Source organism: Nostoc sp. DSM 114160, assembly GCF_053470305.1.
In genome coordinates, this window is sequence record NZ_JBPFGO010000001.1 from 1,542,359 (window position 1) to 1,556,287 (window position 13,929).

Below are 13,929 nucleotides of genomic sequence, written 5' to 3' on the forward strand. Positions count from 1 at the left end.
TAGACATCGCAGTTAGAGGGTAATTGCCCCTGAATTGTTCGGTTCTACCACTGTCATCAGTATACAAATAGCTATAACCTCTTAGATAGTAGTGAAATGTCTAACCTAGACGCTGTTAGTCGCTCTTGAATTAAGGGGTGAAAGCCTGTGTACCAATGGATATTGCCAAGCCTGAGCGAAATCTTGGCCCAAAATCAATCAAGTGTGGCAGAATGTTCACCTGCTAAAGCAGAGCAGCAGTGGCGTATCAGCCTCGCAGCGACAGAACATTTGCTATTAAATACTTTAGCAGACCCTTCAGTTGACACAACCCAAGGATTAGTTTTAGCTGCACCAGCACCCTTGTTTAGTCAACCAAAATTAACTCAAAGTTTACAAACAGTAACTTTTACAGCAAAACCATTTAACCCTTTGGCACTGATGCCATTTCAGATGCCAGGTGCAATTGCGTCTGTCAATGAAGAAATTACTCTCAATGAATCGGTACTTCCTTTACTACCTGCCGATCCGCTTGGAGCAGAACAGTTTTGCTTGGTTTTTACAGATAAATTCAGATTAGTACTAGTTTTAACAACCCACAAAAACGGTAAAAAAACTTTTTCATTTTCTTTTGAGCCAGAGATAGTGCAGCAGGCTTGGCGATCGCTAGGGGCACGGGTAATGCTGGCTAATCCAGAATTTTTCGGGCGCTTGGACGCATTAGTAGAACAGTATTCTCCGGTAGCACCAGACTACCGCATGATGATTCACTTTAGTCAGTTATTGCTTCAGGAATTAACAGAACCAGAAGAGACTAAAGACTGTTTACTAGGGACTGGGGAAGAAGCAGGGGAGCAGGTGGGTCACTGAGCGTAGCCGAAGTGGGAGCAGAGGAGCAGAGGAGCAGGGGAGAAGAGTTTTCTCCAATCCTCAATGCTCACTTGCTCTGAGCAAAGCCGAAGCGATGCCGAATGTCCAATCCTCAAATCCTGATGTAGAATTGCTCCAAGCTTTTGCTCACGAAGTCCGCACACCTTTAACAACTATTCGCACCATGACTCGTCTGCTGTTGAAGCGGCGAGATTTAGATGCTAGCGCGATCGATCGCTTAAAAATTATCGATCACGAGTGTACCGAGCAAATTGACCGTATGGAATTGCTGTTTAAGGCCGCAGAACTAGAAACTACTGCCTCAGCAAAATCGTCAAAAACTCAACTCACACCGATGTCTTTAGATCAAGTGTTGCAGCAGAGCATTCCCCGTTGGGAACAAGCAGCACATCGGCGGAATTTAACTTTGAATGTTGTTTTACCCCAGCAACTACCAACAGTAGTGAGCAATCCCACCATGCTGGATCGGGTTCTCACTGGTTTGATGGAAAATTTTACTCGCAGCTTACCTGCTGGCAGCCATATTCAAGTACAAGTTATCCCCGCAGGAGATCAACTGAAGTTACAGTTATCGCCACAATTGAGGTGCAAAGATTCAAATAAAGCCACCATACCTGCAACGCCACCAATTCGCAAAGCTTTAGGTCAACTGCTGATGTTTCAACCAGAAACAGGTACGATTAGTTTGAATATCGCTGCAACCAAGCATTTGTTTCAGGCGATCGGTGGCAAACTAATTGTGCGCCAGCGTCCACATTATGGGGAAGTGATGACGATTTTCTTGCCTTTAGAAGTTAACAATAAACAGAAATCGATAGTCACGAATTAGAGATATAGCCATCCTAAATGAGATTGTGAAAATTTTGTCATTTGTCCTTGGTCATTTGTCATTTGTGACTATAACGGATAAATGACTAATACAACTCTTGGAGAGGCTGCGCCAACGGCTTCGCGGTAGTTGAGCGCAGTCGAAACTCAGTACAAGTGACAAATGACTAATGACTAATGACATGAAACAAAGTACTTTTCCACACATCTAACAAATATTTCCACACCCATTGCCAAGGCGGTTTCGTCAAAATCAAACCGGGGATGATGATGGGGATATGCTAAGTCTTTCGTAGGATTAGCAGAACCCAGAAAGAAATAACAACCAGGAACCTCTTCTAAGAAAAATGACATATCTTCAGCAGCCATAGTTTGACATTCTGGCACAATACCCAGAGGAGTTTCTATCACTTCTTCTGCTACAGATCGCACTAGTTCTGCTACTTTAATATCATTAATTACTGGTGGATAAAGTGACCAATATTCTAAATCATAATTTGCATCATGACTTTGACAAATTCCAGCAATAATCTGCTCGACACGCTGGTTAAAAAAGCCTTTCAAACTAGGATTAAAATACCTGACAGTAGCACTCATTCTTGCTGTATCAGCAATTACATTACGTTTGGTTCCAGCGTGAAGTTCTCCCACTGTCACTACTGCTGAATCAATGGGATTAACATTCCGAGCGACAATGGTTTGTAAAGCATTGACAATTTGGGCAGCAACAACAACGGAGTCAACAGTTTGATGGGGTAGTGCGCCGTGTCCACCTTTACCCAAAATTGTGCAGTTAAAGCACTCTACAGCTGCCATCAATGCGCCAGCGCGCACACCCACTGTTCCTAAAGGCAAATTATTCCACAAGTGCAAACCAATAATTGCTTCAACATCAGGGTTTTTCAAAACTCCAGCTTCAATCATTGGCTTTGCGCCTCCTGGTGATTCTTCCGCTGGCTGAAAGATAATTTTCACAACGCCAGAGAAATCTTGGCGATGCTGTTGGAGATAATAAGCTGTACCTAAAGCGATCGCTGTATGTCCATCATGTCCACAAGCGTGCATCACTCCATCATGCTGCGATTTGTACGGCACTTCGTTGAGTTCTTGGATTGGCAAAGCATCCATATCCGCGCGAATCGCTAAAACTTGGGGAGTCGGAAGTCGGCTTGCCGTGAGCGTAGCCGAATGGGAGTCAGAAAGTTTGTTGCCTTTGATGGTAGCAACAATGCCAGTGTGGGCAATGCCAGTTTGATGCTCAATTCCCCATTCTTGCAGCTTTTGTGATACAAACTCAGCAGTCAGTTTTTCTTGAAAACCCAACTCTGGTTGTTGATGTAATCGCCGCCGCCACTCTATTAATTGCGGTTGCAATGAGCGGATAGAAAGTCGGATGCGAGATAGATCGACAGAAGAAGGATTGGGAAAAGTGGAAACCATTATAAAGACAAACTAGTTTAAGTACAGCTAACTTAGATTATTTTCTCAGTTTAACGTGAGTCTCCAACAAAGGCGAAGTTGCAAGAAGGGCGAAAGAAACAAGTCAAATCCTCTTCCCTTCTGCCTCACTTCGGCTACGCTCAGAGACCACCTGCCTTTTGCCTCCTGCCTTATTTTTTAGGAGTTGGATGAATATAAAGTAACTACTAGCCAGAATTCCCTATTTTCAAGATAAATATAAGATTAGCTAGCCAGTAGCTCGAACTTATAAACAGGATATAGGACTCTTATTTGATTGATGAATTGACTTCTTAAGGTAGACATCGGCAAATATTAATTACCTCTTTCATTCCCCAAAAGGCCGCTTTTTCAAAAATCAAATCTGATTCTTATATAAGGTTACTTCCAAAAAATCAAATTTAATTACTTTAACTGTAAACTATTTCCATTACAAGTAAATGTTTTAGTTGTCATCCCATTTGGCTCAAAGTTTACTTCATAAAATTTCTTCGCTTCAAATTTCTTTAATTTTCGTTCTTTATCTCCTGAGATCAAAATAGAAAGATCGTCAGCAATATAATCAAAATGAGCCTCTATGGTGTTCTTTTCGCGGTAACTTTCTCCTTCCCATTCATACTTTTTATCGTTGCTGTCTATAGCCTCAGCATGTATAAATATAGTTCCACTCCGGGCAAAATAACTAGGACTTATAGTTCCTCCTGGAGAAATTCCATTCCAACCCCTAGTTTCCTCTATATCATTTAAAGCGGTGAAATTAACGGCTATATTAATAAATTTATCACAATTATTTTTCAATCGGATTTGCTTACTTTTGGTTTCATTTTTTTCCATATTTAAAACTTCAGCCTTATGTTGATAAAATCTTTCTTCAGCCTTTTCTTGTTTTTTGGATAGTAGCTCTTGCATTAATTTATCTTGGTCAGCTTTTACCTGATACTGTGTTTTCTGCTGTTCAAATTTTATCTTTTCTCTTTCTGTATATTGAGTAAGATTAACTCCACTCAGAGCAAATACTGAAGTTATAATAACTCCCCCAAGAGTAAATACTGAAGTTATAATTGTTGCTATTCCTGTTGGCTCTTTCCAGAAATTCTTGTTATTACTTGTATCTTTACCAGAATTTTCCTCACGATCTGGCTTAGGTGAAAAATTTAAATTAGTTGCATCAAGGTTGCTAACTCCAAATATGGAAATATCAATAACTTTGAGTTTCTGTTTTCCTAAACAAATAATGCTGTTATTGTATAAAGAAAATTCTTTGTCGGGATACAATAGTACTCCGTCTACAAGGGGAAGATTTTGCAGTCCTCGCAAATTCCTAATAAAAATGCGATTTTCCTGTTGATTAAAAAAAATTTCGACGTGGAGAGATGATACAGTATTATCTTGAAGAACTACATCGCATTTCAGAGGATCGCGACCGATGCGGATAGTGTCAGGATTTTTGGTTGGCTGTTGTTCAGAAAATTGCCAAGTTTGTTGTTTGCCTGCATCGTCATGTTGAAGAGTAAATTTCCATTGTGGCATGAGTGTTGTCATTGCTTTAACCCTGTAAATCTTCACAGCTAACTACAACTCTCAACTTTCTGATTTCGGATGTAGCTGCGTAAAAATCAGCAATTTTTTTTAATCCATATTTATATCAATTTTTTTAACCATATCAATAGAATATATCTCCGAAAAAGAATATAGAGACATAGCACTGCTAAGTCTCTACAAGGATTTCAGGTAACGCATATTTAATTTCACCAGATGTCTAATCAATAGGCTTAGGTTAAGGTTTACTAATATTTAAAGGCGGAAGTCAAAGGTCAAAGAGTATCTAATTGATGGCTGTTAATTTTCTCTCTAGGTCAAATAAAAATCCGTGAATATACTCCTCAGTCCATTCGGCACCATAGAAGCGTTTAAACATTCCTCGCGCTGGGGTCTTTTTCAGCTCGATATCGGAGGTATCGCAGTTGGGCTTGTTCAATGGCTACTAAATTTTGGGAATCTGTTATGGGTTCTGCCTGCTCTACAAAATCGAGATAAGCTTTCAAATAGTCTTTGAAAGCAGCAAACACCTGAGTTTCTACTACACCCGTTTCTTGAGGACGAGTCCACAGAAAAGCGGGAGAGAAAAAAGGCTGTGCTTCTTCGGGAAAATCTCCTCCCCAAGACAAATGTTGCTGGTGGGTGTGGAAAATCGGCAGAATTGGTTCAGTATACTTTGCTTGATATGCTCGATCGTCCCGAAATAGGGGCTGCATATCCAAAGCAATTAGATGTCCTCCTGGCAATGTCACCAGATCCGCCCCAAAAAAGGGCAAATCGTAGTTGAGGCGGGGAAAAATCACAAAATTCAGCACTTGCAGCGAATTGCCACCCTGCACGTGAGCTGCTCGAATTTGCCGCAATTTTGAAGTTTGAAAGGCATAACTAGTGGTGACAACCTCTTCCTGATTCTTTCCCTTGCCCACAACAGCACTCTTGGACTCAAATCCAGTGGGGATAGGATAGGGCTGTAAATCCAAACGCGATCGCATATAAGCGATCGCATAATCAAGAAATGGCTGATAGAGTGTCACGTTGCTTCGCTCCGAATTCAAAACTTGTACTGAGCTTGTCGAAGTATTCAAAATTAATAATTAAATAACTTCTGCCTCCTGCCTCCTGCCCTCATCTTTTGCCGACACCGACTGCTAAGGGAACAGCATCTTCAAATAAGAATTCATGGAGAAAGCGTTCTGCCCATTCATGACCAAAGTAACTGCTAAACAAACCAGATGCTGGATCGCGGTCTGCACTATATTGGTCATAGTCTTTTTGGGCTTTGACAATCCGTTGGATATCTTCTCTTTCTTGGAGCGGTTTGGCATCTGCTAACATTTGCCAATACAAGTTTAAATAATCCTGAAAAGCTTCAAAGACTCGTGTTGCCACTGTTTCCGGGTCGGTTTTGGCAAACAATAGATATTTAGAAAAATACTGGTTGGCATCGTAAAACTTCATTTCTAAGTTTTGTGCCAAATCCGGGTATCGATCGTGGAGAGATTTTAGCGGAAATATATATTTTTTTTGATAATCTTCATCCTGAAATAAAGGCTGGAAATCAAGCACAATCAGATTTTTGACTTTTCCAAAAGATAAAAAATCAATCCCTAACAGAGGTAAATCGTAATGGTGACTGGGATAAATTACGCTGTTAAAAATTTGAGCGCTTTCTCCAGCATCAATGTAGGTATAGCGAATTTTCCGCAACTCTTGAGATTGGTAACACCAACTGCGAATAGTTGCTGGGTTTCTGCCGCGATCGCTAACTTTGAATTCCAAACCAGGGGGAATGACCCTACTTTGTAAATCAAACCGCTGAAATAGCTCTTTTTCTAAAAATTCCAGGAAAGGCTTATACATGGAGCATGATTTGTTAACCCTTGCATGAAAATAAGTTATGGCGATCGTGCACGTCTCATTTATGAGAAACAAAGCAACATTCCTTAATGGGACATTTGTCATTGGTCATTTGTCATTTGTCATTGGTCATTAGTTATTAATCAATTCTTCTCTCTCATCTCCCTCATCTCCTCCTGCTCCCTGCTCCCCTGCTCCCTGCTCCCTGCTCCCTGCTCCCTGCTCCCCTACTCCCCTACTCCCCTGCTCCCTGCTCCCCTGCTTCCTACCTAGCATGATTGCGACCGATCATTTGCTCCAAGACTTCTTGGGAAACACAGCGACGCTCGGAACAATAAGTCATCAAGTTAATTCCGTTCATCATTCGTACCGTACTGACTCTGACACGAAAATCATCCGTAACAAACCAACAACGTTCCTGACCTTGATTGTTGTCATAGTCAGTATCAATCGTCAGCACTCCATCATCAGCAAACCGATATCGGCTCACAACTGGAATACTCTCAACATAGCCTTGGTTGCGAATCAGTTTTCCAGAACGCTTCGTTTCGTCGGGAACATCAACCAAAATCGCAGCATTATCAGTATTCGGTAGTCTGGTATCTAAGTTAGCCTGCCATGCAAAGCTAGCACCGCTTGTTGCTTTACTAGGATCTATCCCTTGGGCTTTACAAACTTCTTGGACTTTTGGATCGTCCTTTTCCATGACTTTTATAATCAAATTCGACTCCCCTGACTCATCGGCCGCCGAGTCAAAATGATGAACAGCGCGTTCCGTGAACCACGTACCCTCACTTTTACGGAAGAAGTCGATCATTGTCAAAGGCGGTATTATATGCATCTGTTTTGAAACCTCGTTCGATCAAATTTTGGCGTTATTAATACTAAGTGATGAGATGAAGTCTCGGTTTAGCTAAAGTGTAGAATAACTCCAAAAGTGATATTTTAATCAGCTGATGACAAATAGTGAAATTCAACTTATTACAAGCGTTCGCCCCAGTCCAACTCCAGAAATCTTAACAGCCCTGAAAGCCGGAACTCCTGTGGATTCGATAGATTTGTATCAATTTAATCTAAAGGAAGTCGATTTCCGACAAGCTAACTTGAGTAAAGCCAAGCTATTAGGAGCCGACCTCAGTGAGGTGGTATTAAGTAATCTCGATTTGAGTGGGGCAGATTTGCGAGGCGCTAATCTGCAAGGAGCCGATTTGAGTGGGGCTAATTTGCAGGGAGCCTATTTAAACCGTGCTGACCTCCAACAAGCAAATCTCAGTGGTGCAAATTTGGAAGGAGCCAAACTCCAAGTAGCGCGTTATGATTCCCAAACGAAATGGCCCGAAGAATACAACTACAAAGCTTCGGGAGCGGTAGGGCCGGGTGCTAATCTCAATGGTGCTTTTCTGAATACAGCTTCTTTACGAAATGCAGATTTACAAGGTGCTAATCTGCGTGGAGCCTATCTGAGTGGCGCTGACTTGACAGGAGCCAATTTGCAAGGTGCTTCTTTGAGTGGTGCCGATCTAACAAAAGCTTATTTGACAGGGGCTTGCTTACGAAATGCTCGATTGATAGGAGCCGATTTGCGGGATACAGACCTGCGAGCAACCGATCTCAGTGATGCAGAGATGGAGCATCTTCAAAGTATTGCTGGGGCAGATTTTACTCTTGCTCAAGGACTCACACAAGCAACTAAAGCCATGCTTTCCAGTCGTCCACATTCAGAACTCGATGTTTGGAATGCCTATACCCGCAAAACAACTCGTGAAAGTTTGAGTGCTTGACCAATACAGTGCTGAGTAACGTTAGCGGTAGCGGGGCGTTTAGCCCGTGCTGAGTTGTGAGTAGGAATTAGGGACTTCCAATTAAGAAATATTCCATCGTTTTGAGGGCAGGGGAGACAGGGGAGCATACTTCGACTGCGCTCAGTAACCGGGGGAGCAGCACTTCGACTCATTTCGGCTACGCTCAATGACCAACGCTCAGTGACCGAGGAGCAGAGGAGCAGAGGAGAAATAATAACTCCTAACTCAGCACTCAGAACTCATCACTTTTAACTCAGTACTTTTCATAATAATTGCCAGTTCTTTTTCAGGAGTGCTAAAAATGTCGCGTATCCTTCGGAAAAACCAGGCGGATCGGGTAGAACATATTGGGGAAATTCTTTATACGATCGCCAAGGTTCCGAAGCATTATGCCGCAAATGTAAGGCACATTCTGAGGAACCTGGTAATCGCCAAATCATTTGACCAGCTTGTGTATCAGTCACAAATGCCTCCTCATCTCGAAAAAGTTGATCTTTTCTTCAAGATTTTGGCAGATTAACCGGATATTTTGGTCAAATTTAAGGTAAAATAAAAAATTTACTATTTATCTAATAAGTTTTCTCACAATATTGCATTGCAGACAAACCCACACCGCTATTGTGGCAACAGGTCTTCTAGAGCAGCGCCGACAACTCGGTGATCTTCATCCTGTCTGAGTTGGTTCAAGGCTGCTTTGGCTTCCGGTCGATCAAATCGCTTGAGAGCATAGCTAACTCGCACGCGCATCCGCCAAGATTCATCATTCACCAACGTTAGTATTTGGGATAATGCCGCAGCATGTTGACTAGAATTAGCTAGTAAGCCAAGTCCATCAACAGAAGATTCCCGAACAGTGAAATCTTCATCTTTTAAACCCTGAACGCATATATCAAATAGTTCTTCTGGGCAATCCATTTCCGCGATCGCAGCCAAAATGCTCCGTCTAACTAGCCAGTGGTCATCCTGATAATATGCCAAAACTAGATGAGAAACTGCGACTCTGCCAAATAGCGACAACGAATTTGCTGCCTCAGCCCGCACGTTGGGAGTATCATCAAATTTCATAATTTGCATCAAAGCTGCAAAAGATTCCGCTGATTGTTGATTACCCAAACCCCTAGCCACAAAAGAACGCACTAAAAATTCTGAGTCATGAAGTTTACTGGTGAGCAGAGGAACTGCAACTTCTGATTCATAATCATTGAGGGCAGCGATCGCCTTCAAACGATAGTGAAAATCTGGGTTCTTTAGTTCTGCTTGGATTTTATGGATTTCCATAAGTGCATTTGGTACAGCTATTCTTTACTTTATTTTACAGATGTCACCAAATGGCGATCGCATTCTAAGAAGATTGAATTTAAGGGCATTGGGCGTTAGGAGTGCTGTTAGCGTCAGCGGGGCGTTTAGCCCGTGCTGAGTTAGGAGTTAGGAGTTTTATTTATCTCCTTGTCTCCCTTGTCCCCTTGTCTCCCTCATCTCCCACACCAATGCCCCATGCCCTATCCCCTAAATCAATGACTCAATTAAGCGAAACCGTTAAAGAATTAATTGCTAAAGCTAGAATTGTCAGCTTTGCTGAGTGGGAACAGTCCCATCCACAAGCAGCGATCGCTATATTTCAAGCTGCGGATGATGCTTTTCGCTACCTAAACGACGAAGATTTATCGCAGATTAAAACCTTGTCACCCGATAATTCTGAGTTGATTCCTGTTGCTCAATTGTTACGCGATCGCGCCGCCGAAATCGTTGACGAATCTAGGGAACAAGTTTTGGCAACTTATCCCGAAATTATCCAGCCTGGAGGCGGTCTTTATCCACCTGAACGCGCCCAAGCTTGCTGGCGAGATTTTTGGCATTTTCTTCGCTGCATTACTTATGGCATAGCAGGTGGACACACTGAATATACAAGTCCCACAGGACTGCATTATATGAATTTGCTCTATCAAGAATTACAAGTTCCCTTGGATGCAATGATTTTAGGCTTAAAAAGCATCAAGGCTGCTAGTTTGAAACGCTGCCAAGCCGATCGGCAGCAAATTCTTGCTCCCTATTTTGACCATATAATCAGCCAATTAGCTACTTTCCAAATTCGATAAGTTAAGTGGAAGTGGGCATGAATAATCAAAGGTTTGTAGTCAGGGCTGAAGCTCTGACTAACAGACAATATTACTTAATTTTATCTTGCGTAAGATAGTTGAATTTATTCATGCCCACTGGTTGAGATAAACTTAGGTAATTCAGCACAATTAATACTCTGGCTCAAGGGAATAGCACCATATCATCACTTGCATTCCAATTGCGAATCCAATACTAAAAAAAAGCTGAATTTTCTCTAAAGTATAATCTAACTTAACAAATTTTAATAAATATGGTTTCAGCATCGTATCACAATGTGTAAAGGCAAACGATGCAAAAACTTAAAATCATCACGACTAATAAGGATTTAAAGTCTCTATGTCCCCTACTTTGTCACTATGATGTAAAGTTTTTTAACATCTGCTGAATATCCTTCTCATAAAATTTAGTTGTTAACTGGGAGATAGTTTGAATGGCTTTTGGACCAGCATCACGATTAGGGGGTCGCTCTATTTGAAGACACCGATCCCATCGATCTGTGGCCAAATCGCTCTAATGAGGATGTTGAAACCGTAATTAGAAGTGTCTACAAGCAAGTTCTAGGCAACGCTTATGTAATGGAGAGTGAGCGGCTTTCTGTTGCTGAATCCCAACTCAAACGGGGTGAAATTAGCGTTCGCGGGTTTGTGCGTCAAGTCGGGAAGTCGGAACTTTATCGTTCGCGGTTTTTTGATAACAACCCTCGTTATCGGGCGATTGAATTAAATTTCAGGCATTTCTTTGGTCGTGCGCCATTGGATTTAGAGGAAACGCGTACACACAGCACTATTCTAGATACAAAGGGTTTTGAGGGTGAAATTGATTCTTATCTAGACAGCGACGAATACCAAGCAACTTTTGGGGAAAACATTGTGCCTTATATTCGGGGCTACAAAACCGAAGCTATTCAAGGTTTGGTTCAGTTTACCCACTTGTTTCAATTGGTACGTGGTTCCTCTAGCAGCAGCCTGAAAGGTGACTTAGCTGGCAAACAACCAAAATTAAATAGTTTGCTAATTCAAAGCACGCCTACCCCTGTGGTTTCACCAGCCAGCAAGGGCGCTACATTCCGCAATCCAACACCTACCCCTCGCACTCGTCAGGGTGTGGGATCTGGTGATGATGGTAAGGTATACCGGATTGAAGTTACTGGCTACAAAGCAAATGTGGTAAATAATATTTCCAAATTTCGCCGCAGTAACCAAGTCTTTTTCGTACCATACAATAAGCTTTCACAAGAGTATCAGCGGATTCACCAGCAGGGCGGTACGATCGCCAGTATTACCCCTGTCAACTAAATAATAGAAATTGGGGATTTAGAAATTAGGGATTGGGAAATAATTTTGCTGTACTCAGTCTCTAATCTTTCAATCCCCAGTGTCGCTCGTTCTAGGATTTACGCAAAACTAAACGCGTTCAAGGGCAATACCTGCGAAAAGCCGCTTCTGAGCGAGACACTCCGCAAAGCTAGCTTCCACCTAGAAGTATGCGTCTACATAAAATTGCCCTTACCTGAAAAGAATGATTTTCGGCTATTTTTTGCGTAAATCCCGATCGCTCAAAAGTTAGCCAAAGCGATCGCTAATCTGGAGTTTGACCAATTCTGCCGTCGGTTGTGATATACGAAGACATTTAACACACTTTCACAAACTAAAGTTTTACAAAAGCTAGTCAGTAGCAAAAATAACTGACAACTGATGAGAAATTCTATCTCTACAAGGGGTAGAATGCTCGGAAATTTAATTAGCGTTTTTCAGGAGATACTTCAATGTCACTTTGGGCAATTGATTCACCTACTGTTGAGTTGCGTCCGAACACCAGCGAAAGTGAATTACAAACACTGATTCGGGCAGTTTACAAACAGGTTTTGGGTAATGCTCACTTGTTAGAAAGTGAGCGACTAGCCACTGCTGAATCGCAATTGCGCGATCGCAAAATCAGCGTCCGCGAATTCGTCAACATAGTTGCCAAATCAGAACTTTATCAATCCCTGTTTTTCAACTCTTCTTCTCAGTATCGGTTCATTGAGCTGAACTTCAAACATCTACTAGGGCGTCCTCCTGCCGATCGAGCAGAAATTTCCGAACACGTCCGCATCTATAACGAACAGGGCTATGATGCTGAGATCGACTCCTATATCGATAGCAACGAATATCAGCAGAATTTTGGCGACAATATTGTTCCTTATGTTCGCAGCACAAGCTCCCAAATCGGAATTAAAAATGTTACCTTTAACCGCACCTTTAGCTTAGTCAGAGGATTCGCTAGCAGTGATAGCGATCGCAAAGCCAAACTAATCGGCGATATCGGTTCTAATTTACCCACAGCTATCAAGGCTCCCATAGCTGGTTCTAGTGTCAGCAGCACCGACAAACGCTTCTTGATTAAAGCTGTTAAAGGTGCAGGTAATCTCCGTACTCGTCTGGGCAACCTGGAATACGTAGTTAACTACAACCAACTGTCTGGACAAGTGCAAAACATTCATCGCACAGGCGGCAAAATTATCAGTATCACTGAAGTTGCTTAGATTTGTCTAAGTAGACTGGGGACAAGGGGACAAGGAGACTGGGGGACAAGGGGACAAAAGAAAACTCCTAACTCTTGGAAAGACTTGGGTTAATCGCGTCTCTACTCCTAACTCTTGTACAGACGCGATTAATCGCGTCTCTCCCCACTCCGCACTCCCAAATTCAGTTGTGGTCAAGGAGGTTAACATTATAGACTAAGAGAATAACTTTCTTTTTTGCCAAGATATCTCTTGGATTTTAAGCTACTTTTTAAAATCACTTTTCTAATGGAAATTACTGACTTTTTTGAACTTTCAATTGGACGATGGCGATCGCAGCGTAGCGCTCATCATTTAGCATTTGCCCACTTTGAAGAAGTATTGTCCAACATTGAAATTGAGTCTCTATCCATCGACGACCCAGCAGTGGTAGCAATCTGTCAATTGTATGACACTGAACCCGCCAATATCACTCACCCTTTTCGGATGACTTGGGAAGGTGAGTCAGACTGGGACGATAAACCAATCTCTGGCAGTACTGTACTAGTACCAATTCCCGATATCGAAAATTCTTCTAGAGGAAAACTACTGCGGGACAAAGGTTACGCTGAAACAATTCCAGCAGTAGCTAAATATCATTTGAGTGACGATGGTATTTTTACTCTGCTCACAGAGTATGAACTCGCTGCTGCTGAGGAGCGAATTTGGTTTGCTAACCCAAATCTCCGATTTCGGGTAGCGACGATTAAAACCAGTGATGGTAAAGGCGTGACTACAGCTTCCTTTTCTTCAGAGATTCGCTCTTTGTCTTCAACCAAATAGCAAATATCAGGTTAAAACATAAAAGGATACAATCTCCTAATTTATTTACGGGGATTTTATGCCGTGAATTTTGAATACTTCTCCTAGCGGAGAGGCTACGCCAACGACAAGCTCAGTACAAGTTTTGAATTT

The 13,929-nt window shown here is 42.0% G+C and carries 14 protein-coding genes and 1 pseudogene; 6 read left to right on the forward strand and 9 right to left on the reverse strand.

Translation table 11 applies throughout. The annotated features are described in order from the left end of the window. The first annotated feature begins 147 nt into the window (after window positions 1-147). Window positions 148-1,699: pseudogene (locus NSTCB13_RS07310) on the forward strand (sensor histidine kinase). A 173-nt stretch (window positions 1,700-1,872) separates the two neighbouring features. On the opposite strand, the gene NSTCB13_RS07315 reads toward NSTCB13_RS07310, so the two are convergent. The 7 genes from NSTCB13_RS07315 to NSTCB13_RS07345 all read right to left on the reverse strand — a co-directional run bounded on the left by NSTCB13_RS07315 (window position 1,873) and on the right by NSTCB13_RS07345 (window position 7,393). After that, window positions 1,873-3,138, reverse strand: coding sequence for a M20 family metallopeptidase (locus tag NSTCB13_RS07315; protein WP_448271818.1), 1,266 nt, complete (start codon window positions 3,136-3,138; stop codon window positions 1,873-1,875). A 423-nt stretch (window positions 3,139-3,561) separates the two neighbouring features. After that, window positions 3,562-4,698, reverse strand: a complete 1,137-nt coding sequence (locus NSTCB13_RS07320; RefSeq protein WP_448271820.1) for an FHA domain-containing protein — start codon at window positions 4,696-4,698, stop codon at window positions 3,562-3,564. 283 nt (window positions 4,699-4,981) lie between these two features. Next, a complete protein-coding gene (locus NSTCB13_RS07325) occupies window positions 4,982-5,074 on the reverse strand; it encodes a hypothetical protein (RefSeq protein ID WP_448271821.1) in 93 nt (30 codons plus the stop codon). Beyond that, window positions 5,067-5,729 carry a phycoerythrobilin:ferredoxin oxidoreductase gene (locus NSTCB13_RS07330; protein WP_448271822.1) on the reverse strand — a complete coding sequence of 221 codons (663 nt, stop codon included), beginning with the start codon at window positions 5,727-5,729 and terminating at the stop codon, window positions 5,067-5,069. Before NSTCB13_RS07330 ends, NSTCB13_RS07325 begins: the two co-directional genes overlap by 8 nt. A 91-nt stretch (window positions 5,730-5,820) precedes the next feature. Continuing rightward, on the reverse strand, window positions 5,821-6,555 hold the full coding sequence (locus NSTCB13_RS07335; RefSeq protein WP_445628961.1) for a 15,16-dihydrobiliverdin:ferredoxin oxidoreductase: 735 nt from the start codon (window positions 6,553-6,555) through the stop codon (window positions 5,821-5,823). Window positions 6,556-6,684: 129 nt separating this feature from the next. Then, window positions 6,685-6,828, reverse strand: a complete 144-nt coding sequence (locus tag NSTCB13_RS07340) for a hypothetical protein (protein ID WP_448271823.1) — start codon at window positions 6,826-6,828, stop codon at window positions 6,685-6,687. Beyond that, entirely contained in the window at window positions 6,818-7,393 is a 576-nt protein-coding gene (locus tag NSTCB13_RS07345; protein ID WP_445628962.1) for a phycobiliprotein lyase, read from the reverse strand. Before NSTCB13_RS07345 ends, NSTCB13_RS07340 begins: the two co-directional genes overlap by 11 nt. 115 nt (window positions 7,394-7,508) lie before the next feature. Between NSTCB13_RS07345 and NSTCB13_RS07350 the strand changes: the two genes are divergently transcribed. Further along, window positions 7,509-8,333, forward strand: coding sequence for a pentapeptide repeat-containing protein (locus NSTCB13_RS07350; protein ID WP_445628963.1), 825 nt, complete (start codon window positions 7,509-7,511; stop codon window positions 8,331-8,333). Window positions 8,334-8,617: 284 nt separating this feature from the next. On the opposite strand, the gene NSTCB13_RS07355 is transcribed toward NSTCB13_RS07350, so the two are convergent. Further along, window positions 8,618-8,818 carry a hypothetical protein gene (locus NSTCB13_RS07355; RefSeq protein ID WP_445628964.1) on the reverse strand — a complete coding sequence of 67 codons (201 nt, stop codon included), beginning with the start codon at window positions 8,816-8,818 and terminating at the stop codon, window positions 8,618-8,620. Between the two features lie 151 nt (window positions 8,819-8,969). Further along, complete coding sequence (locus NSTCB13_RS07360) at window positions 8,970-9,632, reverse strand: HEAT repeat domain-containing protein (protein ID WP_448271824.1); 663 nt, start codon at window positions 9,630-9,632, stop codon at window positions 8,970-8,972. 236 nt (window positions 9,633-9,868) lie between these two features. Between NSTCB13_RS07360 and NSTCB13_RS07365 the strand changes: the two genes are divergently transcribed. From NSTCB13_RS07365 to NSTCB13_RS07380, 4 genes are all read left to right on the forward strand, one after another. Further along, window positions 9,869-10,450 (forward strand): phycobilisome protein, encoded by a 582-nt coding sequence (locus tag NSTCB13_RS07365; protein WP_448271825.1) that lies wholly within the window; start codon window positions 9,869-9,871, stop codon window positions 10,448-10,450. A gap of 555 nt (window positions 10,451-11,005) precedes the next feature. Beyond that, the gene (locus NSTCB13_RS07370) at window positions 11,006-11,767 is read left to right on the forward strand and encodes a phycobilisome rod-core linker polypeptide (protein WP_448273147.1); all 762 of its coding nucleotides are present in this window, start codon (window positions 11,006-11,008) and stop codon (window positions 11,765-11,767) included. Between the two features lie 470 nt (window positions 11,768-12,237). Next, the gene (locus NSTCB13_RS07375; protein WP_445628968.1) at window positions 12,238-12,996 is read left to right on the forward strand and encodes a phycobilisome rod-core linker polypeptide; all 759 of its coding nucleotides are present in this window, start codon (window positions 12,238-12,240) and stop codon (window positions 12,994-12,996) included. A gap of 267 nt (window positions 12,997-13,263) precedes the next feature. Next, the gene (locus NSTCB13_RS07380; RefSeq protein ID WP_445628969.1) at window positions 13,264-13,797 is read left to right on the forward strand and encodes a phycobiliprotein lyase; all 534 of its coding nucleotides are present in this window, start codon (window positions 13,264-13,266) and stop codon (window positions 13,795-13,797) included. Window positions 13,798-13,929: the final 132 nt, after the last annotated feature.

What these genes read in the sequence shown, in the direction of transcription:
- NSTCB13_RS07315 (WP_448271818.1), bottom strand. Translation starts at nt 3,138, where the DNA reads ATGGTTTCCACTTTTCCCAATCCTTCTTCTGTCGATCTATCTCGCATC.
- NSTCB13_RS07320 (WP_448271820.1), bottom strand. Translation starts at nt 4,698, where the DNA reads ATGACAACACTCATGCCACAATGGAAATTTACTCTTCAACATGACGAT.
- NSTCB13_RS07325 (WP_448271821.1), bottom strand. Translation starts at nt 5,074, where the DNA reads ATGTTTAAACGCTTCTATGGTGCCGAATGGACTGAGGAGTATATTCAC.
- NSTCB13_RS07335 (WP_445628961.1), bottom strand. Translation starts at nt 6,555, where the DNA reads ATGTATAAGCCTTTCCTGGAATTTTTAGAAAAAGAGCTATTTCAGCGG.
- NSTCB13_RS07340 (WP_448271823.1), bottom strand. Translation starts at nt 6,828, where the DNA reads ATGCTAGGTAGGAAGCAGGGGAGCAGGGAGCAGGGGAGTAGGGGAGTA.
- NSTCB13_RS07345 (WP_445628962.1), bottom strand. Translation starts at nt 7,393, where the DNA reads ATGCATATAATACCGCCTTTGACAATGATCGACTTCTTCCGTAAAAGT.
- NSTCB13_RS07350 (WP_445628963.1), top strand. Translation starts at nt 7,509, where the DNA reads ATGACAAATAGTGAAATTCAACTTATTACAAGCGTTCGCCCCAGTCCA.
- NSTCB13_RS07360 (WP_448271824.1), bottom strand. Translation starts at nt 9,632, where the DNA reads ATGGAAATCCATAAAATCCAAGCAGAACTAAAGAACCCAGATTTTCAC.
- NSTCB13_RS07365 (WP_448271825.1), top strand. Translation starts at nt 9,869, where the DNA reads ATGACTCAATTAAGCGAAACCGTTAAAGAATTAATTGCTAAAGCTAGA.
- NSTCB13_RS07375 (WP_445628968.1), top strand. Translation starts at nt 12,238, where the DNA reads ATGTCACTTTGGGCAATTGATTCACCTACTGTTGAGTTGCGTCCGAAC.
- NSTCB13_RS07380 (WP_445628969.1), top strand. Translation starts at nt 13,264, where the DNA reads ATGGAAATTACTGACTTTTTTGAACTTTCAATTGGACGATGGCGATCG.